The sequence below is a fragment of the Streptomyces sp. PH9007 genome (assembly GCF_059813725.1).
Map to the genome: position 1 here is coordinate 4,064,228 of NZ_CM187440.1, position 22,684 is coordinate 4,086,911.

At 70.9% G+C, this 22,684-nt stretch carries 16 protein-coding genes; 6 read left to right on the forward strand and 10 right to left on the reverse strand.

Going from position 1 to position 22,684, the window contains the following annotated elements; all coding sequences use genetic code 11:
* Window positions 1-46: 46 nt before the first annotated feature.
* From ACTFAP_RS18820 to ACTFAP_RS18845, 6 genes are all read right to left on the reverse strand, one after another.
* The gene (locus ACTFAP_RS18820) at window positions 47-982 is read right to left on the reverse strand and encodes a helix-turn-helix domain-containing protein (protein WP_500466922.1); all 936 of its coding nucleotides are present in this window, start codon (window positions 980-982) and stop codon (window positions 47-49) included.
* A 164-nt stretch (window positions 983-1,146) separates the two neighbouring features.
* Window positions 1,147-1,896, reverse strand: a complete 750-nt coding sequence (locus ACTFAP_RS18825; RefSeq protein ID WP_500466923.1) for a type I-E CRISPR-associated protein Cas6/Cse3/CasE — start codon at window positions 1,894-1,896, stop codon at window positions 1,147-1,149.
* Window positions 1,893-2,792, reverse strand: a complete 900-nt coding sequence (gene cas5e, locus ACTFAP_RS18830) for a type I-E CRISPR-associated protein Cas5/CasD (RefSeq protein WP_500466924.1) — start codon at window positions 2,790-2,792, stop codon at window positions 1,893-1,895. The genes ACTFAP_RS18825 and cas5e overlap by 4 nt, the downstream gene beginning before the upstream one ends.
* Window positions 2,789-4,141: a type I-E CRISPR-associated protein Cas7/Cse4/CasC gene (locus tag ACTFAP_RS18835; protein WP_500466925.1), complete on the reverse strand. Its 1,353-nt coding sequence runs from the start codon at window positions 4,139-4,141 to the stop codon at window positions 2,789-2,791. Before ACTFAP_RS18835 ends, cas5e begins: the two co-directional genes overlap by 4 nt.
* Before the next feature lie 46 nt (window positions 4,142-4,187).
* Window positions 4,188-4,757: a type I-E CRISPR-associated protein Cse2/CasB gene (gene casB, locus ACTFAP_RS18840; protein ID WP_500466926.1), complete on the reverse strand. Its 570-nt coding sequence runs from the start codon at window positions 4,755-4,757 to the stop codon at window positions 4,188-4,190.
* Window positions 4,750-6,381, reverse strand: a complete 1,632-nt coding sequence (locus tag ACTFAP_RS18845; RefSeq protein WP_500466927.1) for a type I-E CRISPR-associated protein Cse1/CasA — start codon at window positions 6,379-6,381, stop codon at window positions 4,750-4,752. Before ACTFAP_RS18845 ends, casB begins: the two co-directional genes overlap by 8 nt.
* Window positions 6,382-7,658: 1,277 nt before the next feature.
* Here ACTFAP_RS18845 and ACTFAP_RS18850 point away from each other — a divergent pair.
* A complete protein-coding gene (locus ACTFAP_RS18850; protein ID WP_500466929.1) occupies window positions 7,659-11,648 on the forward strand; it encodes a hypothetical protein in 3,990 nt (1,329 codons plus the stop codon).
* A gap of 103 nt (window positions 11,649-11,751) precedes the next feature.
* Window positions 11,752-13,794 (forward strand): thioredoxin domain-containing protein, encoded by a 2,043-nt coding sequence (locus ACTFAP_RS18855; RefSeq protein WP_500466930.1) that lies wholly within the window; start codon window positions 11,752-11,754, stop codon window positions 13,792-13,794.
* 31 nt (window positions 13,795-13,825) lie between these two features.
* On the opposite strand, the gene ACTFAP_RS18860 is transcribed toward ACTFAP_RS18855, so the two are convergent.
* From ACTFAP_RS18860 to trhA, 3 genes are all read right to left on the reverse strand, one after another.
* Window positions 13,826-14,431, reverse strand: coding sequence for a TetR/AcrR family transcriptional regulator (locus ACTFAP_RS18860; RefSeq protein ID WP_500466931.1), 606 nt, complete (start codon window positions 14,429-14,431; stop codon window positions 13,826-13,828).
* Window positions 14,428-15,969, reverse strand: a complete 1,542-nt coding sequence (locus tag ACTFAP_RS18865; protein ID WP_500466932.1) for an MFS transporter — start codon at window positions 15,967-15,969, stop codon at window positions 14,428-14,430. The genes ACTFAP_RS18860 and ACTFAP_RS18865 overlap by 4 nt, the downstream gene beginning before the upstream one ends.
* A 63-nt stretch (window positions 15,970-16,032) precedes the next feature.
* Complete coding sequence (gene trhA, locus ACTFAP_RS18870; protein WP_390117528.1) at window positions 16,033-16,743, reverse strand: PAQR family membrane homeostasis protein TrhA; 711 nt, start codon at window positions 16,741-16,743, stop codon at window positions 16,033-16,035.
* Window positions 16,744-16,982: 239 nt separating this feature from the next.
* On the opposite strand from trhA, the gene ACTFAP_RS18875 reads away from it, so the two are divergent.
* The 4 genes from ACTFAP_RS18875 to ACTFAP_RS18890 all read left to right on the forward strand — a co-directional run bounded on the left by ACTFAP_RS18875 (window position 16,983) and on the right by ACTFAP_RS18890 (window position 21,435).
* On the forward strand, window positions 16,983-18,842 hold the full coding sequence (locus ACTFAP_RS18875; RefSeq protein WP_500466933.1) for a phosphoenolpyruvate carboxykinase (GTP): 1,860 nt from the start codon (window positions 16,983-16,985) through the stop codon (window positions 18,840-18,842).
* Window positions 18,843-19,119: 277 nt separating this feature from the next.
* On the forward strand, window positions 19,120-19,266 hold the full coding sequence (locus ACTFAP_RS18880; protein ID WP_495681636.1) for a hypothetical protein: 147 nt from the start codon (window positions 19,120-19,122) through the stop codon (window positions 19,264-19,266).
* A 41-nt stretch (window positions 19,267-19,307) separates the two neighbouring features.
* Window positions 19,308-20,165 (forward strand): hypothetical protein, encoded by an 858-nt coding sequence (locus tag ACTFAP_RS18885; protein WP_500466934.1) that lies wholly within the window; start codon window positions 19,308-19,310, stop codon window positions 20,163-20,165.
* An 82-nt stretch (window positions 20,166-20,247) separates the two neighbouring features.
* The gene (locus tag ACTFAP_RS18890; protein WP_500466935.1) at window positions 20,248-21,435 is read left to right on the forward strand and encodes a helix-turn-helix domain-containing protein; all 1,188 of its coding nucleotides are present in this window, start codon (window positions 20,248-20,250) and stop codon (window positions 21,433-21,435) included.
* Here the strand turns inward: ACTFAP_RS18890 and ACTFAP_RS18895 are convergent, their stop codons facing one another.
* Window positions 21,436-22,650, reverse strand: coding sequence for a pyridoxal phosphate-dependent aminotransferase (locus ACTFAP_RS18895; protein ID WP_390117518.1), 1,215 nt, complete (start codon window positions 22,648-22,650; stop codon window positions 21,436-21,438). It lies immediately after the preceding gene.
* Between the last annotated feature and the right edge of the window lie 34 nt (window positions 22,651-22,684).

The window sequence follows — 22,684 nt, forward strand, 5'->3', positions numbered from 1 at the left end:
GTGCTGCCCCGGGCGTACCTCGCCGGGGGCGCGACGTGCCCCGGCGTCAGGAGCGCGGGGAAGGTACGACGTGGACGGAGGTGTCGGCGGCGGCCTGACGGGTGGTCGCCGGCCTCTCGGTGGCGGGCAGCAGACTCTGGTGGAGCAGCCGCAGCGCTGCCTGCGAGGCGGAGTCCGAGGCCGCCGTCGTCACCACGACCCGCATCCCCTGCCCCCGGGGGACCGGCAGCGAGTGCTGCAGGACCTCCAACTCCCCGACCAGCGGATGGCGCATCCGGTACTCGGCCATGTCCCAGGCGCGCACCCGGTGCTCGGCCCAGAGCTTGGCGAACTGCGCGCTGCCCATGGTCAGTTCGCCGATGAGCGACGCGAGCTGCGGATCGTTCGGGTACTGGCCGACCGCCTGCCGCAGCTTGCCCACCACATCGCGGGCCTTCCGCGGCCAGTCCACGTACAGCTCCCGGGTGTGGGCGTCCAGGAAGACCAGCCGGGCGGTGTTGGGCCGGGTGGCCACCTGGTCCGGACTGCCCGGGTCCAGATGCCCGGCGAACAACGCGTGCCCGGCGCGGTTCCAGGTCAGGACGTCCGAGCGCCGGCCGACGACCACGACCGGTGAGTCCCCGAAGGCGTCCACCAGTTGACGCACGGCCGCGGTGACCCGCTCGGCGGGAAGCCTGCGGCGGCGCGGCCGGGGATCACCGGAGAGCGTGTGCAGGTGCTGCCGTTCCGCCTCGTCCAGCCGCAGAGCCGTGGCCAGCGCGTCCAGTACCTGGGGGGACGCGTTGAGCGACAGCCCCTGTTCCAGGCGGATGTAGTAGGCCACGCTCACTCCGGCCAGCTGGGCCAGTTCCTCCCGGCGCAGCCCCGGCACCCGCCGCCGGTCACCGTAGTCCCGCAGCCCCACATCGGCCGGCTTCAAGCGCGCCCGCCGCGTGGAGAGGAACTCCCCGAGGGAGGACGCGCCGCGCGTTGTCTCGTCCATGCGATCGAGTATGAACAGCCCCGCCCCACCCAGCCTGCTCCTGCCAGTAGCAGCCACGGCGCCACGGCGTACGCGGCACGTACGCGGGCTCCGCAATGGTGGGCACCGCCGGCGCTCGGGCACCGCGCCTCACGAGATCCGCTCCCGCTCAGCGGTTGAGTGGTTCAGCGTACGAGGATCAGCCCGCAGCTGTACGCGCGCGCGTGGCCGATGCCCTGGGTGAGGGCCGCGACGAACACTCTGGGGTCGGTAACCGTGAGGGTGCCCTTGATTTCTGCGCGAGCGATGCGCAGGCCCTTGTGCGGGGCTGGGCTCGAGACGCGCGGAAGCATGCGTACGGCGATCCGATCAGTGTCGGTGTCCGCTCCGATGCGGGTGACGCCGTCCGGGGCGATCGCGGGTTCGCCGGTCGGTTGGAGACGGCGCGCGAACCACCCCTTCACGTGTTCCGGGCGTGTGTGGGGGATGCGCGCACCCCGGGTCTTCGGCGCGGAGCCCGGTGGCGGCGGAACGCTGCGTACCGGATTGACGACCGTGCGAAACGCCACCCGGTCGCCGACGCGGAAGGTGCGGTCGACGGTGAGAGGCTCCGGCTTCTCGGCCAGGGCCGCGTGGGGGATGCCACTCCAGTCGGCGGGGAGCGACGACTGGACCACCAGGTTGAGCCGCGCCTGACGGAGGTCGACGGTCCAGGTCGACAGGATGCCCATCTGGGCCCGCGGGTCCGGGCTGCCATCGTCCACCCAGCCAGGAAAGCCGCTCATGACGGTTCGGTGCATGTCCTGTGCGTCGATGAGTGATTTACCGGCGAACGGATGCCGCGTATCCAGGGTCAGCAGAGTCTGCGCGGCGATGAATCTGGCGGCCCCACCCGCGCCCGACGGCGCATGTGACGCAGTGGTGGTCGTGTTCACAGGATGATGTCCCATCCACGGGCGTGTGCGGCGATGGTGATGCGGTGGCGGGTCTCCCAGCGGAGGCCGTGGGCGCCCCCGTCCGCTCCGAAGTGCACGGGCTGGTCGGACAGGGGGCCGACGCCGGGGAGCGGCTGCGGGCTCTCGATCCAGGCCCAGGGGCGTCCGCGCGGCACAGCATGTGACTGCTCGGCTTCGTGGCCGACGGCATCGGGAAGCAGGGCGTGTGTCTCGAACGCTTCCCGGAGGGAGCCCGGAACGATGCCGACGGCGAGGTCCCCCGACGGCGGACAGGCTTTACGACCGAGCCAGAGCAGCCTCTTCGGGTGCTCCAGGGCGTGGGCGACACGTTCCAGGAGATCCGTGTCCCGGTGTTCCAGACCGACGAGGAAGGCCGCGTCGGCCAGGTACCAGCGCTCTGTGATCAGGCTGTGGCGGCGGACCTCTCTGGAGACGAGAGCTCCTGACGTCGGGTCGGCGGTGACGTATTTCGGTGCGCCGTACCAAGCATCCAGGTCTGCGCCTCCGAACGAACCGGGCTCCGGGGCGTCACCCGAAGGCGGGACCGGCAGGGGCTCCGTCGTCGCTTTGGCAGCTCTCTGGTGGTCGGTGATGAGGTCGCGCGGGCGCAGCGGATACGTGCCGCCGCCCACCGTGTGGTAGTCGCGGAGCGACGTGCCGGGCCGGTCGGCCCGCACGCCGAAGCGCAGCTCGGCCAATTCCCCGAGGGGTTCTTCCCGCGGCAGTCCGAGCGCTGCCGCGCACAGGCCGATCACGCCCGACTTCGTGGGGCGGCTGTGGGTGTCGCGACGGGCGAATCTGCCGGTGATGCCCCAGGACTGCAGCGGTCCGGCCAGCCGGACGAGCAGGACGTGAGAGTCGTTCGCGTCGCTCACGGGGTGAGGTCCTCGGCCTGCTCCACCACGGACACCGACTCCGGCAGTCCCAGCTCTCCCAGGAGCAGGTCGATCTCGGGGTCGTACGTGAGTACCCGGGTGGTCCGCAGATCGTGGCGCCGGCGGCTGACGAAGGTGTGGTGGCGCAGCAGCCGGCGTACGGCGGCGGGGCCCGCCGGTCCTTCCCCACCGCCCGACACGGCGCCCTCGTCGACCGGCTTCTGGAAGGCAGACGCGTAGTTGTAGGGGCGTTCCCCTTCGAAGGCAAGGACGAGCGCCGGCAGCGATCCGGTGGACGCGGTGGAGTTCTTCTTCGCTTCCGGAAATGCCTCCACGAAAGAGTTGACGAACTCCTTCTCGGCCTCGGCGGCGGCCTGTTCGGCCTCGACCTCGTCCATTCCCGCCACCCGCAGATTGATGCGCAGCTGCGTACGGTCGAGGACGGCGTGCCGGTAGAACGTGCCGGAGATCAGGGACTGGTACCCGGTCATGCCCGCGCCGGCGTCGTCCGCGGCGTCGAGGAAGTCGAGCGCGTTGCGCTTGCGGTCGAGCTTCGCGTCGTCGGCGGCCGCGTAGAAGTCCTCGATCTGCTCGGCCTCGTGCACGGTGAAGGCGTGACCTGTCTGGACGGCGCCGTCCACGTTCGGCGAGTCGGGGATCTCGGCGAGGAAACGGCCGTAGAGAGCGATGTCCACGGCATCGCGAGGGGCGAGGGCCAGCAGAACGGCATCACGTGTGGCCTTGGGCAGCGGCGGCAGGTCGACGGCCGTGCTGGGTTCCGCCGTGGTCTCCTCCGTCTGTGGTGCTGTCGGAACCTTCTTCTTGGCTCCGCGACGCGCCTTCTTCGCTGCCTCACCCTGAGCCTGAGCTTCGAGGTACGTATCGCGCCACTCCTCGACCTCCGCCGCCCGGTCGGCGATGTGGCGCGCGATCCGCACCCCGGCGTCGGACGGCGCGAAGATGAGCACCTTGGTCAGATTGGCGACCGTCTTCTTCTTCGGATCGCCGAATTTGAGACCGCTCGCTTCCATCACCGCACGGGCCGTGGCGGTGGCCCTGTCCCGGTCCCAGCCATGAGCGGATTCGAGTTCTCGTCCGGCCAGCAGCGCCCACTCCCGGGTACGGACCCCCATGCTCCGTCCCTTGAGCGCCCCGAGGCCGGCGTTGGCCCGGTTACGGGCATGGACCCGCTCGGCACGCCGGCGGGCCTGGCTCGTGATCATGTGACGTTCCACGCCACCGAAAACCAGCGATTTGGGCTGTCCGTTCTCGTCACGTACGGGAAGGACCGCAGCCAAGGTCTCGATGAGATGCAGGGAGAGGAACTGGCTCCGAGGTGACTCGGTCACGAGGTGGTGTCCTTATGCGTCGTCGGTCGAATGGTCAGTGGAGACTTCACTCGCCTGTTCGGCTCGTTCGATGTTTTCCGGCCGCGCCCGGCGGGGTGTGGAACTCGACCGACCACTGATAGGCGATGCGTGCCTTGCGGTCGTTCCACTTGATGAGGTCCTCGGTCAGGGCGGTCCACGATGGCGGGGGCTGTTCGCAGGACCGAAGCCGAGTGACCGCGTGCTGGAGGTGGCGCCAGGGGACGCGCCGGCTCGCGACGACACGGTCCAGGAGCCGCTGGGCGCCGGGATTGTCCGGCCCGCGCCCGGTCCCGTCCCCGATCCTGCGTGCCGCGGCGCCGAGACTGCCGTGTCCGTACGAGGGTGTGGGGCGCCCCTGGTGGTAGATCGCGAACAGGAAGGCCACCTGCTCGAAGAGGTCGCGGTGGTCGTCGCCCCCGAACCATCCCGCGCGGATGTGTGCATTGGTACGGACCCGGGCCCGGCGCAACTCGGCCAGCGTCCCGTACTCGCGGTTGTGGACCCGGGAGGTGAGCCAGGCGGTGAGCGCCGTGCTGTCGTGCGGGAAACGGGATGGCTCCGTCTCCCTGACCACCGACGGGTTCTGCTCAGTCAAAGGCGATCTCCCCTCGGAGTTCTGCCGGGGCCCGATCACCGGACATGGCCCCCTCGAAAAGCTGCACGCCCCGGGCACGCGCTCGGTGATTGCGGTCGCCGGGCGGCAGGGTGTCGAGGCGCCGGAGCAACTGAGTGCGCGCCATGTGCATCAACTCCAGTGCGTAGGCGACCAACGGAGCGGACACGGGGTCGTCGTCCTCGACGCCCCGGTCGATCACCTCGTCCAGGAGTTCGTGGAAGGGGGTCTCGGCAGCGGGCCAGAAGGCGTATCGGGCGTCGAGCCGCGCCACCTGGCCGGCTTCGTCCGAGGCTCTCAGGGCGGGGAACGCGGTTTCCGCGGCGACGATCGCCGCGTTCTTCAGGGTCTTCGCGATGTGTTCGGCAATGACCGAGCCACGGCGGGACGCCCGGTAGAGGTGCGCGGCCATACCCGGGGCGTAGGGGTACGCGCCGTGGGTCCAGATGACGGGGAGTGTCTTGTTGGCCAGGAGCCCGACGGCCCAGAGCTGGTAAGGGGCGCCCTGCTCCGTTTCCCGGTACGCGTCCACGGATTCTGTCCGCTGGTACGGGACAAGGGATCGCAGCCGCGCGTACATCCCGGTCCGGTCGTCCTTGACGGCGCTGTACAGGGCATGGGCCTGTTGCCAGAGGGCCCGGCTGGGCGAGGGCCACAACGGCTTCGACACGCCGCTGGTCGTCTCGCTGTACACGGCGTCCTGGAGATGACGCTCCGGGTCGAGTTCCAGTAGCTCACCGGCTCCGATCAGAACCTGGTCGACCATGACCTGTCCGCGCGGACCGCGTGCCGGACGCAGCAGTACGGAACGCCCCAGGGAACTGTGCAGGTCAGCGGAGCTTCGTGGCGCCCGGGGCTTCGGCTTCTCCTTGAACGTGCGCCGTTCGAAACCCGCCGCGGTCCACGAGGTGTTGAGCGGTTCTCCGGGACCGTCGGGCGGATAGAGGTTCAGGCGCAGCGTCTCGCCGAGCGTCCGCCCCAGGGCGACGACCCGGATGCGTCCCGACAGCCGGCCTGCTGCGAGATTCGTGATCTTCGCGCCGTGCTCACCCCCGGACATCCGGGCCCGGCCATAAAGGCCGTAGACGTGCTGCGTGAGGGTGGCGCGGAACGCGTCCGCCGCCGGCAGCGGGTTCTCGCGTTCGAGGTGATGGTGGTCGAAGTGCTGGTTGTAGTCACCGGCGTGTTCGATGATCAGCTGGGCGGTTCCGGTGCCGCTCGTGAAGAGATCCCTTGCAAGATGGGAATTCTGCGCCAAGGGCTTGGTGGGGTGAAACAGGTCCCAGGAGTCCGCCGGTTGCTGCGACAGCCAATCCGCGGCCGGCGCGAGGGTCCTTCTGTCGAGGATCCAGTCGCTCCAGTCCTTGTCGGAGGACGGGCAGGTACCGGAGGCGAAGCAGATGGCCAACAAGTACTCGATGACGGCTACGGTCTCGCCCGGCGAAGCACAGTCGAGGGCGGCCAGGTCATCGGCCTGGACGAAGAGCCCGCGCAGGGAGTGGTGCGCGGTCGAGCCGTCGAGGGCGACGGCGGGGATGCAGGGCTGGACGCGAGGATCCCAGCTGGCGCGCTGTCCGGCAGGAACCAGCGCTTGGGCCTCGTGCAATCCGTGCCACCTCCTTCTGGACCAACACTCAGGAAACTAACAGGTGGTGGCACTGGTGCGGGCGTGTTCTCCACATCTGGCCGCACTCCGAGTGCTCTGCGCACATCGGAGTGCGTCCCATCCCCGCCCACGCGGGGAAAAGCCCTGCCAGAGCACTCCAGGCTCCCGACGGGCCACTCCCGCTACGAGCGGGAAGCGTTGTGGCGGCCTTGAAGCTCCTTGTTCGTAAAAGAGTTGGGCCACCCGGACGGTAGAACCGATCCAGGATCTAAACTCAGAGGTTGCCGATGTTTCGGCAACCTCGGCAGCATTTCACCGGGAAGCCGGCGAGGTGTGAGTGGTCCCCGCCCGTGTGCGCGGAACGGGAACCACTCACTGCTGGGGCAGGCCGTTCTCGACGCGCTAGGTGCGTCGAGAGCGGCCGTCTACCAGAGGTAGTCGACCACCTTGGCTGCCAGTGCGCTCACCACTGCGGCCACCAGGATGAGGGACAGTTCATCCCTGCGGCGCTCCAGCCACTCACGCGCTGCCTCTAACACAACTTCACTCCCTCCATGTCGGGACCTACAGCGCCACGGATACGGCGCTGTAGGCACCCTCACGGCCTGAGCGGATGGCAGCACCCGACAGTTGTACAGCAACATCCCTGCCGTTTAGAGCATTTCAGGCCACTAACGCCGAGGAATGGACGATCAGTTCAGGTACCCGTCTGGATGATTCGCCAAAGCCAGAGCAATCCAGGCCCCCGAGTTGACCAGTGCAGTCCAATCTCCCGAGTTCCAGTAGCTAGAGCAGGCCGCCGATCCGCCTGAGCAGGGCTCCGCCACACGTGCGGGTCCGGTGGGACCGCGTGCCATCGGGCGTATGCCCGCGCTCAACGCGACCTCCGACGCACAAGGATGCTGAGCGTCGTCCGTGCGTCCCTGCGGCGACTCGGTGTGGAGGCGAGGACGGAGACGAGGGCCACGGCGAGCAGGACGAGCGTGTAGAGGAGACCCGCTGACCCGCTCAGGAGAAGAGTGTGATGCAGCAATGGGGGGTACTGAGACACTGTTTTTTTCCTTCTGTCCGGAGCCGGTTTCGGCTGCTGCGGTGATGGCTCCAGACTGGCGGCGGCGGCGCTGTGACTGGAAGTTGCGCCGAGCTTTTCTTCACTGTTTCCCCAGGTCAGCCTGGATGAGGTCTAACGAAGGCAGCCGGGTTTTCGGGCGACGAACAAGGACAGGAGTGGGTCGGTGGCGGCTTCGGCGAGGCCCGCGCGAGACAAGCTGCACGGCATGCTGAAGGAGGCGTGGGACGCCGCCGGGCTGACCTCTGCCTTCGTGGTCGGAAGGCTGGATTGTTCACGCTCGACTCTGCAAGGCTGGATCGAGGGCAAGACGGTCCCCTCGCCGGCGCGGGAGCATGACTTCCGGATCCTGGTGGGCCTGTTGCGGAACGCGCCGGGCTCCACGACGCACTCGGACGCCGCCTGGGAAGCCGCCCTGCGCGCGGCTCAGGAGGAGGCAAGGGGCGAGCAGCACGGCCAGATTTCCGTGAACCGGCGGCAGGCGGACCCCGGTCTCCGTTTCATCGGGCTGCACCGGTCGGCCCCCGACTCTTCCACGGTCGAGGTCCGGGGCCGAGCGAACGAGCGTACGGAAATGAACGTGTTCGCCCAGGACACCCGCTCCGAGGCGCCGTCCTACCTGTGCTGGCACGCCGACGGCCCGGTGGGCAAGACGACGCTGCTTGCCGACTTCGTCCGCCGGAAGCCTCCGCCCGCCATCGACATCCTGACCTTCTTCGTCTCCGCGGCCGAAGGCACCGATACGCGGGCCGAGTTCGAGAAGGAGATCGCCGACCAGATCCATACTTTCCTCGGCAGGCCCGGGAGCCCGGTACCGAGCGGCATCCGGGAGTGGAAGATCCTTTTCGCCGAAGCCGCGGCGAAGAGCGCGCGGCACGGACGGAACCTCTTGCTCGTGGTCGACGGGCTCGATGACGACGTGGCCTGGTCGGACCTCCCGGGCAAGAAGGGGACCCCGGATTCCCTGGCTCACCCCGAGGTCGAGCCCAACGGCCCGGCCGGACCCGTACGAAGACCCGCGCGCGCAAGCATCGCCGCGCTCCTGCCCTCCCGGCCTCCACCCACCATGCGCGTCATCGTCTCCCTCCGGCGCTGTGCCCCACTTCCCCCGGACGTCCCCAAGAAGCGGCATCCACTGCGCCAGGACGGCTACCTGCGGACCCTCCTACCCGTCGCAGGAGTACCGCAGATCCGACAGCCGCCACCGGACGCCACCGCGCTGGGCCAACCGATCGCGGGGCTGCTGGCCGTGGCGGGCGGCGGCTTGCGCACGGCGGACCTGGCCGAGCTGACCGGGCTCTCCGCCGACCACGTCGACCGCTTGGCGCAGGGCCCGGCGGGGCGCGCCCTCATGACCGAGGATCCAGTGCTCCTGACGCGTGCTCTGGCGGACTCCCGCCTCGTCCGCACGGTCCGCGAGGACCTGGGAGAGGCGGAGGTCCTGCGGTACACCCGGGAATTGCTCGCCTGGTCGGCGAGATGGCGCGCGGCCAGCTGGCCTGACGGCACTCCTCCGTACCCTTTGACACATCAGCTCCGCCTGCTGACCGGCGCCGGCGAACGTGCCGCGTACGTCCTCGACCTGCCCCGCCTGCGCCGACTCGCCCGCACCGCTGGGCCGGACGTCGCACTCGCCCAACTGGACGCCTTCGAGGAGGAGATCGGCGAGCGGACCGATGGCACGTCCGACGCCGATGGCCTGGCGGCACTCGTCCCCCTTTACGGGGCTCGGTCCCTGCTGCGCCGGGCACACGGCGCGGACGTGCCCGACGGCGCCGCCGCCCTCTTCGTCAGGCTCGGGGACGCGGAGCGCGCACGCGGCCTGGCGCGCTCCGCGCCCACTGCGGTCAGCAGGGCCGTGCACCTGGCGGACGTGGCGGTGGAACTGGCGTACACGGAGCAGTCCTCTACGGTACGGATCGGCCTGGACGCCGAGGCCGTCGCGCGGGAGACGGTCGCCTGGCTTGAGCAGGACCGTGCCCACCGGGGCTTCCCCGGCACCCTCCGGGACTCCGAGGCATATACACGGATCCTCTGCGCCGCCGCCACGCTCGCGCGTCTGAAGGACCCCGGAGCCGCCCGGCCGATGTTCCTCGCGGTGCTCGAGGACCCGGCGGCCGGGACAGCGGCGACCATGGAGGCGGCGAGGGCGCTGGACGCAGTCCTGGCGTTGCAGCACCGGGCCGAGACGCTCAGTGCCGGCGGCCCGCGTGCCCGGACCGCAGCGGTGGAACTCTACGGCGCGTTGGCGCAGGCCGCGCCCCACCTCCTTCGGTACCCCGGGGATCGCATCGAGGCGATCTGCGCGGCACTCGGCGACGCGGACGGACTGGCAGCCGTCGATGTCTGGGCCACCTCGGCGTCGGCGCTCATGGCTCTGCCCGTCAAGCGACCTGCCCGAGCCGCCGAACAGTTGCAGAAAGCTCTGGCCCGGATGAGCAAGGAGATCGGAGGACTGAGCAACCCCGCTTCCGCGTCCGATTCCCTTTCCGAAGCTGATTGGGCCCATCTGCGCCGCGAACTCGCGGGGACACTGGCGAGCCTTGCCAAGGCCGCCGCCGACATGGGCGTGCGGGGCGACCTCGACGAGATCAGAAGTCTGATGGAGGCACTGCCGGAAGGTCTGCGCATCGGCGTCCTCGGCGACCCCCTGCTGGAACGGGCCCAATGGACTCTCGATACGGCTGAGGACGACACGGCGCGACGTCGCCGCCGGGAAGCGGAGACCGCCGTCGAGAAGAACACAAGAGAGCGCAAGGAGAAGCGCAGGGCCGCGGACGCCGAGCGCGCCGCATTTGCCAAAGAGCGCGAGGCCTACAAGAAGACAGTCGGCCGGACGCCACAACCCACACCGGCGGAACCCGAGGACGTACAGCCCCCACCCCCGCCCCCGCGCGGCCCCACACCCCCGCGCACGAACCCGCACCGGCGATCAACCGGCCTGCTGCGCCCCGGCGACGGCCTCTACCCCGATCGCCCGGACCAGCCGCTCCTCCCGCTGCTCCTGACGGCGGACGACCACCTCAGCACGGGCCATCTCCTCCGCAGCCGGGAACTCCTGGAGGCGGCCCTGCGCCAGCGTCCCGCAGTACGGCCCGCGGACCTCCCGTCCCTCCCGGAGAGCTGGACGGCCGACCTCTGCCAGGCCATGGGCGCGGCAGGGGCATCGGACGAGGCCGAAGCCCTCGCTCGGAGCCTGCCCGACACACGTGACCGCGCGCGGCACCTGGCGGCCCTCTCCCTCGGCTGTTCTCTCGCCGGACACGACGACGCAGGCATCCGCTACGCGCGGGCGGCGGCCCACCTGGTTCCCGACGGCGGCGCCCCCGACCTGGCGAACGCCGTGGCCCAGGCGCTTGCCCACACCGGGGACGAGCCAGCGGCGACAGCGATGGCGACGGGACGTACCGCCGCGCAACGGCGGCAGTCACTGACAACGGTCGCCGCCGGACTCGTACGCCACCGACCGGATGCGGCAGCACGCGCTGCCGAGCCACTGGTGGAGGCCCTCGCACGCCGGATCGAGGCCGGGGGCAGCCCCCTCACTCCCCTCCCCGAACTGGCGGCCCTGCTTCTCGCCTTCCCGGACGTCCGGGCTCCTGCCCCACGGCTGAGCGAGGCGCTCGGCCGCGCCGCGCTACGGGTGGCCGATCCCTCCATGGCGTGGCCGGCCCGGCCGATGGCCGTCCTCGCCCTGCTGGCACGGCTCGGCTGCCTCCCGGACGAAGCCACGGACGCCGCCGAAAGCTCGGTCTCCAGATGGCGGCGCGCCCTTGCGGACGGTCCGGAGGTCTCCGCGGAACTGGCGTTGCTGGCCGCGCTGGACGGCGACACCGCCGCCGTGTGGCGGTACGCCGACGGGGCGCGGACACCGGAGGACCGAGCGGGGGCGCTGAGCACCGCCGCCGCGTACCTGGCGGGCGCCCGGACCGTGCTGGCGACGGACAGCGGTGCCGACGACCGGGTGATCCGGACCTGCCTGGCGCTCGCCCAGACCGCCGGCGACAGCTGTCCCCCCGGGCAAGAGACGGCTCGGCAGATGGCGCTGGGGCTGTTGCGGTCCGACGCGTGGACGCGCACGATCCCGCTGCTTCCCCGACTGGCCCCTGGGGCGCTGGGGCATCTGGGCGCAATGGCGAAGGACATGAACCCGCTCATGGAAGGAGCAGTCGACGGCGGAGCGTCATCCCAAGGGTGAGGCCACGCTGTCCCGTTGCGTCCGGGTGCCGGCTCCGATGGAGCCATGCGGAGCCTGTGCGGGATTCCGCGGCCGGGTTGGGGCCTGTGAGAGGCTTTGGCTCATGAACCGGCTGGCTGGTATGACCTCGCCGTATCTGCTGCAGCACGCCGACAATCCGGTGGACTGGTGGCCCTGGAGCCCCGAGGCGTTCGAGGAAGCGCGACGGCGCGATGTGCCCATTCTGCTGTCGGTCGGTTATGCCTCGTGCCACTGGTGTCATGTCATGGCGCGGGAGAGCTTCGAGGATCAGGAGACGGCCGACTATCTCAATGAGCGTTTCGTCGCGGTGAAGGTCGACCGTGAGGAGCGCCCGGACGTGGACTCCGTGTACATGGACGCGGTGCAGGCCGCGACCGGGCAGGGTGGCTGGCCGATGACGGTGTTCATGACGGCCGACGGGGAGCCGTTCTACTTCGGCACCTACTTCCCGCCGCAGCCGCGCGAGGGCCTGCCGTCGTTCCGTCAGCTGCTGGCCGGTGTGCACACGGCGTGGAGCGAGCGGCGTGGTGAGGTCACCGAGGTGGCCGCCCGGATCGGGCGGGAGCTGGCCGGGCGGGAGCTGGAGTACAGCGCCCCGCGTGCGCCGGGGGAGGCCGAGCTGGCGATGGCGCTGGGTGGCGTGCGCGGGGACTTCGACGCCGAGCGGGGCGGCTTCGGCGGCGCGCCGAAGTTCCCGCCGTCGATGGTGCTGGAGTTCCTGCTGCGCCACCACGCGCGTACGGGGGCGCCCGAGGCGTTGGAGATGGTGGAGCGCACCGCCCAGGCGATGGCGCTCGGCGGGCTGTACGACCAGCTGGGCGGCGGCTTCTCCCGGTACACCGTGGACAACGCCTGGGCGGTGCCGCACTTCGAGAAGATGCTGTACGACAACGCGCTGCTGGCCCGGGTGTACGCGCACTGGTGGCGGGCCACCGCGTCCCCGCTGGCGCGCCGGATCGCGCTGGAGACGGCGGAGTTCATGGTGCGGGAGCTGCGGACCGCGCAGGGCGGTTTCGCCTCCGGCCTGGACGCGGACAGCGACGACGAGCGGGGCCGGCACCGCGAGGGCGCGTTCTACGTCTGGACGCCGGACCAGGTGCGCGCGGTGCTCGGGGAGGAGGACGGCGCGCGGGCGGCCCGGCTGTACGGGGTGACGCCGGCCGGGAACTTCGAGGAGGGCGCCTCCGTCCTGCGGCTGCTGCCGGGCACCGACCACGATCCGGCGCTGCGGGCCGCCCTGCTGGCGGCGCGCGCCGAGCGGGCCCGTCCCGGGCGGGACGAGAAGGTGGTCGCGGCCTGGTGCGGGCTGGCGATCGCGGCGCTCGCGGAGACCGGGGCGTGCTTCGACCGGCCGGATCTGGTGGACGCGGCGCGGGACGCCGCGCTGCTGCTGGAACGGGTGCACACCCGGCGGGACGGGGACGGCGTACGCCTGGCGCGTACCTCGCGGGACGGCAGTGCCGGGCCGAGCGTGGGCGTGCTGGAGGACTACGCGGACGTGGCGGAGGGCTATCTGGCGCTGTACGCGGTGACCGGCGAGACCCGGTGGCTGACGGGGGCCGGGGCGTTGCTGGAGACGGTGCTGGCGCACTTCGCGACCCCCGACGGGGCGCTGTACGACACGGCGGACGACGCGGAGCGGCTGATCCGGCGCCCGCAGGACCCCAGCGACGGGGCGACCCCGGCCGGCTGGACGGCGGCGGCCGGTGCGCTGCTGTCGTACGCCGCGTACACCGGCTCGGAGCGGCACCGGGAGGCGGCACGGCGGGCGCTCGGCATCGTGACGGCGCTGGGGGAGCGCGCCCCGCGCTTCATCGGCTGGGGCCTGGCGGTGGCGGAGGCGGCGCTCGACGGCCCGCGCGAGGTAGCGGTCGTGGGCCCGCCCGGGGACCCGGCGACGCAGGAGCTGCACCGTACGGCGCTGCGCTCGACCGCACCCGGCGCGGTGGTCTCGGTGGGCGCCCCCGACACACCGGACGCGCCGCTGCTGAGCGACCGCGCGCTGCGGGACGGGCTGCCCACGGCGTACGTGTGCCGCAATTTCGTCTGCGCGCTTCCGACGACGGATCCGGTCGAACTGGCCCACCAACTGCGCACCGGCCGCACGGAGGACACCACGGGCTGATGTGGTGGCGGCGGCTCGTTCGCCCGTCGGCTCAGTCGGCCAGGTCGCGGTCCAGGACCGTCATCGCGCGGTCGACCAGGGTGCGCACGTCCTCCTCCAGGCCGGTCTCGGCCCAGTACATGAGGGCCTCGGTCAGGCCGCCGATGAGGGAGCCGACGAAGACCCGCAGTTCCAGGCTGTCGGCGGCGTGGCCGGTACGGGCGGTCAGGGCGCGGGTGAGGAGGTCCGCGTTGGCCGCCGCGTTCTCCTTCATCCGCGTCCTGATGGTGGGCACCGTCGCCACCAGCCGCATCCGCAGGTGTACTTCGGCCATGGCCTCCGGGGTGACGTACAGCTCGTCCAGCGTCTGATGGATCGCGGCGCGCAGCGCGGTCAGCGGGGCCTCGTCGGCGGGCCGCGACCGCAGGGCCGCCTCGAACACCGGGTCGTCCTCGTCGGTGACGACGATGTCCTCCTTGGTGGGGAAGTACCGGAAGACGGTGCTCGGGGAGACCTCCGCCGCCGCCGCGATCGTGTCGACCCGGGTGGCGTCGTATCCGTGTTCGGCGAACAGCCGGTACGCGGCGCGCCTGATGGTCTGCCGGGTGCGGATCTTCTTGCGCTCGCGCAGCGAAGGGGCGGGTGAGGCGGAGGTCATGCCGCCCATTGTCGGGTATCGGGCAGCAGCCGGGCGGCGAGCAGCGCGCAGAGCAGGGCGGCGCAGCCGCTGACGAACAGAACCATGCTCATGGCCTCGGTGAAGGCCGTGTCGGCCGCCGCCGCGAGCGCGGTCAGCCCGCCCGTCTCCGCGAGCGCGTGGGCCGCCGTCACCGACTCGCCGGCGCCCGCCGGGGCGTTCGGCGGCAGGGCGCCCGCGTACGACTGGGCCAGGACGCTCCCGAGCACCGCGACGCCGAGGGCGCCGCCCACCTGCCGTACGGTCATCAGCAGTCCGGAGCCGGTGCCGGAGCGTTCGGGGCCGATGGCTCCCAGGGCGCTGTCCATGGCGGGCACCAGCACGAGGCCGACGGCGAGTCCGGCGACGCCGAGCCAGGAGGCGGTGAGCGCGTATCCGGTGTCGGCGCGGGTGCCGGCGCCCAGGAAGGCGGCGAAGGCGAGCACCGCCAGGCCGGTGGCGACGACGGCTCTGGCCCCGAAACGCCGGGCCAGCGGGGCGGCGGCGCGGGCGGCGACGATGAGCCCCGCCATCAGCGGCATCAGCCGGATCCCGGTGGCCAGCGCGTCGTGGCCGCGCACGGCCTGGAGGTACTGCGGCACCACGAACAGCACGCCGGTGAGGACGAAGGTGACCAGGGTGCCGGTGAGCGCGAACGGTCCGAAGGTACGGTCGCGCAGCATGGCCAGGTCCAGGACGGGGCGCGGCCGGCCGCGTTCGGTGCGTACCAGCGCGGCCAGCAGCAGGGGTGCGGCGATCAGTGAGGCCAGGACGAGGGGGTCGGTCCAGCCGCGGGCCGGGCCCTCGACGACGCCGTGGATCAGGGCGCCGAGGCCGGCGAAGCTGAGCAGCGTGGGCAGGGGCCGCACCCGGGGTGCCGCCGGGTCCCTGGTCTCGGGGAGCAGCCACAGGCAGGCGGCGATGCCGAGGGCGACCAGCGGCACGTTGACGAGGAAGACCGAGTTCCACGCGTAGTGGTCCAGCAGCCAGCCGCCCAGCAGGGGCCCCAGCGGCATTCCGGCGGCGAGGGCGCCGGTGACGGCGGCGACGGCCTTGGCGCGTTCGGCCGGGCCGAAGAGCGCGGGGAGTACGGCGACGGCGAGCGGGGCGATCAGCGCGCCGCCCAGGCCCATGACGGCGCGGGCGGCGATCAGGAGGCCGGGGCCGCCGGCGGCGGCGCCGAGCAGTGATCCGGCCAGCATCAGGGCGAGTCCGGTGATGAGCAGGGCGCGCCGGCCGAAGCGGTCGCCGAGCAGTCCGGCGGGGAGCATGCCGGCGGCGAAGGTGAGGAGGAAGGCGTCGATCACCCACTGCTGCTGGCCGGTGGTGAGGTGGAGTTCGGCGGCGAGGGTGGGCAGCGCGATGTTGAGGATCGTGGTGTCGAAGCCGAGGACGAGGACCGAGAGCACCAGGGCGCCGAGTGCCCACCAGCGGCGGGGGTGGCCGGGGCCGGCAGCGGGGGGAGAGGTGCCCGGGACGGGGGCGGGGACGGGGTCGGCGGGAACGGGCTCGTCGGTCACAGGGCACCCCTTTGAGAGTCACTATCAAGTGATAGTGACTCTCAAAAGAAAGCTACTGTCAAGCTATGCGTGCTGATAGGCGACGATCGAGATGCCGACGTAGTGCACCGCGAACGCCGCCAGCGTCAGCGAGTGGAACACCTCGTGGAAGCCGAACCAGCGCGGCGACGGGTTGGGTCGCTTCATCCCGTAGATGACACCGCCCGCGCTGTACAGCAGCCCGCCGATGACCACCAGCGTCATCACCACGACGCCGCCCGTGCGCAGGAAGTCCGGCAGGAAGAAGACCGCCGCCCAGCCCATGGCGATGTAGCACGGGGTGTACAGCCAGCGCGGCGCGCCGACCCAGAAGACCCGGAAGGCGATGCCGGCCACGGCCGCCGCCCAGATGCCCCACAGCAGGATCTGCCCCCGTGCGCCCTCCAGCAGCAGGATCGTCAGCGGCGTGTAGGTGCCCGCGATGATCAGGAAGATGTTGGCGTGATCGAGCCGCCGCAGCACCGCGGCGACCCGCGGCGGCCAGTTGCCGCGGTGGTAGAGCGCGCTGACCCCGAAGAGCAGGCATGCGGTCAGCGTGTAGACGGCGCAGGCGATGCGGCCCCGGGGGCTGCCGGCGAGGGCCGTCAGGAAGACCCCGGCGATCAGCACCGCCGGGAACATCATCGCGTGCAGCCAGCCGCGCAGTCGCGGTTTGACCAGGGCTGAGGGCGGCGGGGACAGCGGGGGTGCGGGCGCTTCGGTCCCTTCGGCGGCCTGGGCCGCGGCAGCAGTCATGCCGCCGATGCTACCGAGGGTGCCTGGGCCATTGGAGGGGAGCGGCCGGGATGGTGCGTACGCGGCGGGGCGTGCGCCTGCTCACTTGAGCTGCTCTGGACACAGACGAGAAGACGACGCAGAATCATAGGAACAGATGAGCGCGATGACTTCCGGATGAGCAGTGCGCGTACTCACCGGGAACGCTCACCTTGCACCACCCCAAAACCCTCAAACCCTCGAAACCCTCAGGAGTGATCGTGGCGCTGACGTCAGCCAGTCCCGTCACCACCCACAGCACGGACTCCGCCCCCACCCGCCACCGCGAGCTCCTCGCCTGGGTGAGCGAGATCGCGGACCTCACCCAGCCCGACCGGGTCGTATGGTGCGACGGCTCCCAGGCCGAGTACGACCGGCTGTGCGCGGAACTGGTCCAGCGAGGCACCTTCACCGCACTCGACCCCGTCAAGAGGCCGCACTCCTACTACGCCGCCTCCGACCCGACCGACGTCGCCCGGGTCGAGGACCGCACCTTCATCTGCTCCGAGCGCGAGCAGGACGCCGGGCCCACCAACCACTGGAAGGACCCCGCCGAGATGCGGGACATCTTCGGTGGCGAGCGCGGCCTCTTCCGCGGCTCGATGCGCGGGCGCACCATGTACGTGGTCCCGTTCTGCATGGGCCCGCTCGGCTCCCCGCTGTCCGCCCTCGGCGTCGAGATCACCGACTCCGCGTATGTCGCCGTCGCCATGCGCACCATGACCCGGATGGGCAGCGCCGTCCTGGAGCAGCTCGGCACGGACGGGGAGTTCGTCCGCGCCGTGCACTCGGTCGGCGCCCCGCTGGGCCCCGGGCAGCAGGACGTGCCCTGGCCCTGCAACGCCACGAAGTACATCTCGCACTTCCCGGAGATCCGCGAGATCTGGTCCTACGGCTCCGGGTACGGCGGCAACGCGCTGCTCGGCAAGAAGTGCTACGCGCTGCGCATCGCCTCCGTCATGGCCAGGGACGAGGGCTGGCTGGCCGAGCACATGCTCATCCTCAAGCTCACCCCGCCCACCGGTGAGGCCCGGTACATCGCCGCGGCGTTCCCCTCCGCGTGCGGCAAGACCAACCTCGCCATGCTCCAGCCCACCATCCCCGGCTGGACGGTGGAGACCATCGGCGACGACATCGCCTGGATGCGGTTCGGCGCGGACGGCCGGCTGTACGCCATCAACCCGGAGGCGGGCTTCTTCGGCGTGGCCCCCGGCACCGGCGAGCAGACCAACGCCAACGCCATGAAGACGCTGTGGGGCAACTCCGTCTTCACCAATGTCGCCCTCACCGACGACGGCGACGTGTGGTGGGAGGGCATGACGGACGAGCCGCCGGCCCATCTGACGGACTGGCGCGGCAACGACTGGACGCCGGAGTCCGGCACCCCCGCCGCGCACCCCAACGCCCGCTTCACCGTGCCCGCCGCGCAGTGCCCGACGATCGCCCCCGAGTGGGAGGACCCGGCCGGGGTGCCGATCTCGGCGATTCTGTTCGGCGGACGCCGGGCGACCGCTGTCCCGCTGGTGACCGAGTCCTTCGACTGGCAGCACGGTGTCTTCCTGGGCGCGAACGTCGCCTCCGAGAAGACCGCGGCGGCCGAGGGCACGGTGGGCGAGCTGCGCCACGACCCGTTCGCGATGCTGCCGTTCTGCGGCTACAACATGGGCGACTACTTCGCCCACTGGCTGAAGGTCGGGCAGAGCGCCGACCCGGCGAAGCTGCCGAAGATCTACTACGTCAACTGGTTCAAGAAGGACGCCGCGGGCCGCTTCGTGTGGCCGGGCTTCGGCGAGAACAGCCGGGTGCTGAAGTGGATCGTGCAGCGGCTCAACGGCGAGGCCGCCGGGGTGGAGTCGGCGATCGGCGTGCTGCCGGCGCCCGGCTCGCTGGACGTGGAGGGTCTGGGGCTGAGCGAGAGCGAGCTGGAGTTCCTGCTGGAGGTCGACCGTGAGGTGTGGCGCCGGGAGGCGGCCCTGATCCCGGCCCACCTGGACACCTTCGGCGACCACACGCCGCGCGCGCTGTGGGACGAGTACCACGCGCTGGTGGAGCGGCTGGCGAAGCTGCCCGCCCGCGACTGACACCGGCGACGGAGGCGAACACCCTCCGTCACCCCAACGACAAGCCGGCCCCCGCCCGACGATGTGCGGGGGCCGGCTTTGTGCGTGCCCGCCGCCCGTCCCGCACGTCATCCCACGGTGCAGGAAAAGAGCAGGTCAGACGCGGTACGGCGTCCCATCGTCCCGTACCCCCGGCTGTGCGTTGACCGGCTGGGGGAGACCGGGGGCAGTCTTCTCCCAGGGCGCCGGACAGCGCGCCGGGCGCCACGCACCGTGGCCGAGCGGGAGGGGACGACACATGAGGAACGGCACCAGGGCCCTGCGGACGGGGGCCGGCATCGCGGCCGGGGCGACCGTGGTGGCCGCAGTGGGGGTCGGGGTGAGCACCCGGATCTTCAACGACGCGAGGCTCGCCAGCGGCGTCGCCTCCACCCGCTGGTGCTGAGGGCACGGCCCACCGCACCTCCATGGGTCGCCGGGGTGGTGATGCTCGTGGCCGGATGTTCGCTGTCCGGCCACGAGACCCCGCCCGACGTGCCCGATCCGCGGCCACTGGGGGGCGCCGTGCACTTCACGGCCGACCAGCGCAGCGCGCTGTGGGCTGCCGAGGAGGCCGGGGTGCGGGCCTGCATGCGCGAGCGCGGCCACCCCTACGTCTCCCCGGAGCCGGGGGACAGCCGCCGGGCGGCCGCTTCCAGTCCGTACGCCCTGCTGCGGCCCGGATGGGCGGAGAGCGACGGTTACGGCATGACCGCGGAACACATCGGGGGCCTGCCGCCGGACCCCAATGAGGACCACCTGGCCGGCCTCACCGAGGAGGAGGAGGAAATCTGGCGGCGGGCACTGGTGGGGGACGAGGAGAACGTCCGGGAGATCGTGCTCGGAGAGGGACTGACCACCGGTGATGACCCGGGCTCGTGCGTCGGTGTGGCGCGGGCGGAGGTCTACGGCACGGAATGGCCGGAACTTTATGACCCGATGGAGCAGCTGAGCAACGAGGTCATCGAGCTGACCCGGGAGTCGGGGGGCTTCCGGGGGGCCGAGGCCCTGTGGGCGGGCTGCATGGCGGAGCGGGGGCTCGGCTACGAGTCGCTGGAGGACCCGCGCCGCGAGATCCAGGAGTTGCTGATGGAGGGGGCGAGTTCGCAGGCCGCCGGGGAGCGGGAGCTGGAACTGGCCCGCACGGATCTGGAATGCCAGATCGAGACAGGACTTCACGAGGAGGTGGAACGTGCCCAGCAAGAAGTCGAACAAGCAGTCGGAGCCGAAGCGCGGCTGGAGCTGGAACGCTACGAACAAGCCAAGGTGGTCGCTCTTGAACGATCCAAAGTTGGCCGAGAGTAATCGGAATCGTCACGCAGGGTAGCCAAATCCCTCGCTGGTCACTAAGCTGCCGGTGACAGGCACTTGGACCACTGGGGGAGATATGCCCGAAGGACGCGAAGGCGCCGTCGCTATCGAGGCATTCGCCGAGCGGCTGCGTGAACTGAAGGACAGTACCAGTCACAGCTTTGAGTCACTGGCCCGCCGCATCGGGGTGAGCCGTTCCACACTGCACCGCTACTGCCAGGGCAAGGGCGTCCCCGGCGAGTTCGCGACCGTGGAACGCTTCGCGCGGGCCTGCAAGGCCGACCGGGCGGTCCTGACCGAACTGCACCGGTTGTGGGTGCTGGCCGATGAGGAATACCGGCGTGGGGACGTACCCGCGCCGGCCGAGGTGACGGCGGGGGAAGACGTACAGCCATCACCCGAGCCGGCGCAGGTCCCCGAACTGAGCCCGGTAGCGGCCATCACCCCCCAGCCCGCCGCACCGCCGCAGGACCAGGCCCCCGACCCGGGCCCGGATCCGGCGAAGGACGTGGCGGCGGGGTCGCGCCGTTCCCGCCGCTGGCTGGCGGCGGGAACGGCAGCGGCGCTGATCGTCTCCGCCGGTGCCTTCGTGCTGTGGGACAGGGACGGCTCCTCCGGCGACAGCACCGCCGGGAAACCGGCCGACGACCGCCCGCTGTTCAGCGGCGTGTGCGACGAGCCCCTCGCCATGGGCCGGCACGACGGCTGCGTCGAGGAACTCCAGAAGCTGCTCGTCGAACGGGGTCTGCCCCTGGTCGTCGACGCCCAGTACGGCCCCGAGACGCTGCGCCGGGTCACAGCCTTCCAGGTGCTCTCCGACCTTCCCGTCAACGGGGTCGTGGGGGACGAGACCAAGAACGCGCTGTACGAGTCCGACCTGCAGGTGGCCACCTGGAGCGAGGAGGAGATCACCGACCGCATCCGCGAGGTCTTCCCCGGCGAGGCCGGCGATCAGGCGGTGCTGATCTCGCGCTGCCAGTCCCGCCTCGACCCGTTCTATGTCCTCGCCAACGAGAACGGGACCCGCAACTGGGGCCTGTTCCAGCTCACCGACTTCCGGGTGCGCCAGGCCGGGGGCACCACGCTGGACGCCTTCGACCCGGAGTTCAACATCCAGGCCGCCTACCAGCTGTGGTCCCAGCACGAGGACTTCCGCGACTGGCCGTTCTGCCTCCCCGCCCTGGACAACCCGCAGAACCAGGACGAGGAGGAGAAGGGCGGCGACGAGGACACCGGCGAGGAGCCGGCCGAGGACCGGCCCTGATCAGAACTGCTGCTGATAGCCGTCCAGGAACTTCCCGATCCGGGTGACCGCGTCCGTCAGCTGCGTCACCGACGGTAGCGTCACGATGCGGAAGTGATCCGGCTCCGGCCAGTTGAAGCCCGTGCCGTGCACGATCATGATCTTCTCGGCGCGCAGCAGATCCAGCACCATCTGCCGGTCGTCCTTGATCTTGTACACCTTGGGGTCGAGCCGGGGGAACGCGTACAGCGCGCCCTTCGGCTTGACGCAGGTCACCCCCGGGATCTGGGTCAGCAGGTCGTACGCGACGTCCCGCTGCTCCTTGATCCGCCCGCCCGGCAGCACCAGCTTCTCGATCGACTGCCGGCCGAACAGCGCCGCCGCCACCGCGTGCTGCGCCGGCATATTGGCGCACAGCCGCATATTGGCCAGGATCGTCAGGCCCTCGATGTAATTGCCCGCGTTCTCCTTGGGCCCGCATACCGCCATCCAGCCGCTGCGGAAGCCCGCCACGCGGTAGTTCTTGGACAGGCCGTTGAAGGTCAGGGTGAGCACGTCCGGCGCGATCGCCGCCATCGGGGTGTGCGTGGTGCCGTCGTACAGGATCTTGTCGTAGATCTCGTCCGAGCACAGCATGAGCCGGTGCCGCCGCGCCACGTCCGCCAGCTGCCGCAGCATCTCGTCGCTGTAGACGGCCCCGGTCGGATTGTTGGGATTGATCACCACCAGCGCCTTGGTGCGGTCGGTGATCTTCCGCTCGATGTCGGCGATGTCCGGCATCCACTCGGCCTGCTCGTCGCACCGGTAGTGCACCGCCGTACCGCCGGCCAGCGACACCGACGCCGTCCACAGCGGATAGTCGGGCGCCGGGACCAGCACCTCGTCCCCGTCGTCCAGCAGCGCCTGCATCGACATCTGGATCAGCTCGGAGACCCCGTTGCCCAGGTAGATGTCCTCCACCGACAGCTGGATGCCCTTGGTCTGGTAGTGCTGCATGACCGCGCGGCGCGCCGACAGCAGCCCCTTCGCGTCGCCGTACCCGTGCGCGCTGGAGACATTGCGCAGGATGTCCTCGAGGATCTCCGGCGGGCACTCGAACCCGAACGCCGCAGGGTTCCCCGTGTTCAGCTTGAGGATCCGGTGACCCGCTGCTTCGAGCCGCATGGCCTCCTCGAGCACCGGGCCGCGGATTTCGTAACAGACATTGGCGAGCTTCGCCGACTGGATCACCTGCATGTCCGCCACCCTACGGCCGGGCGACGGACGGCGC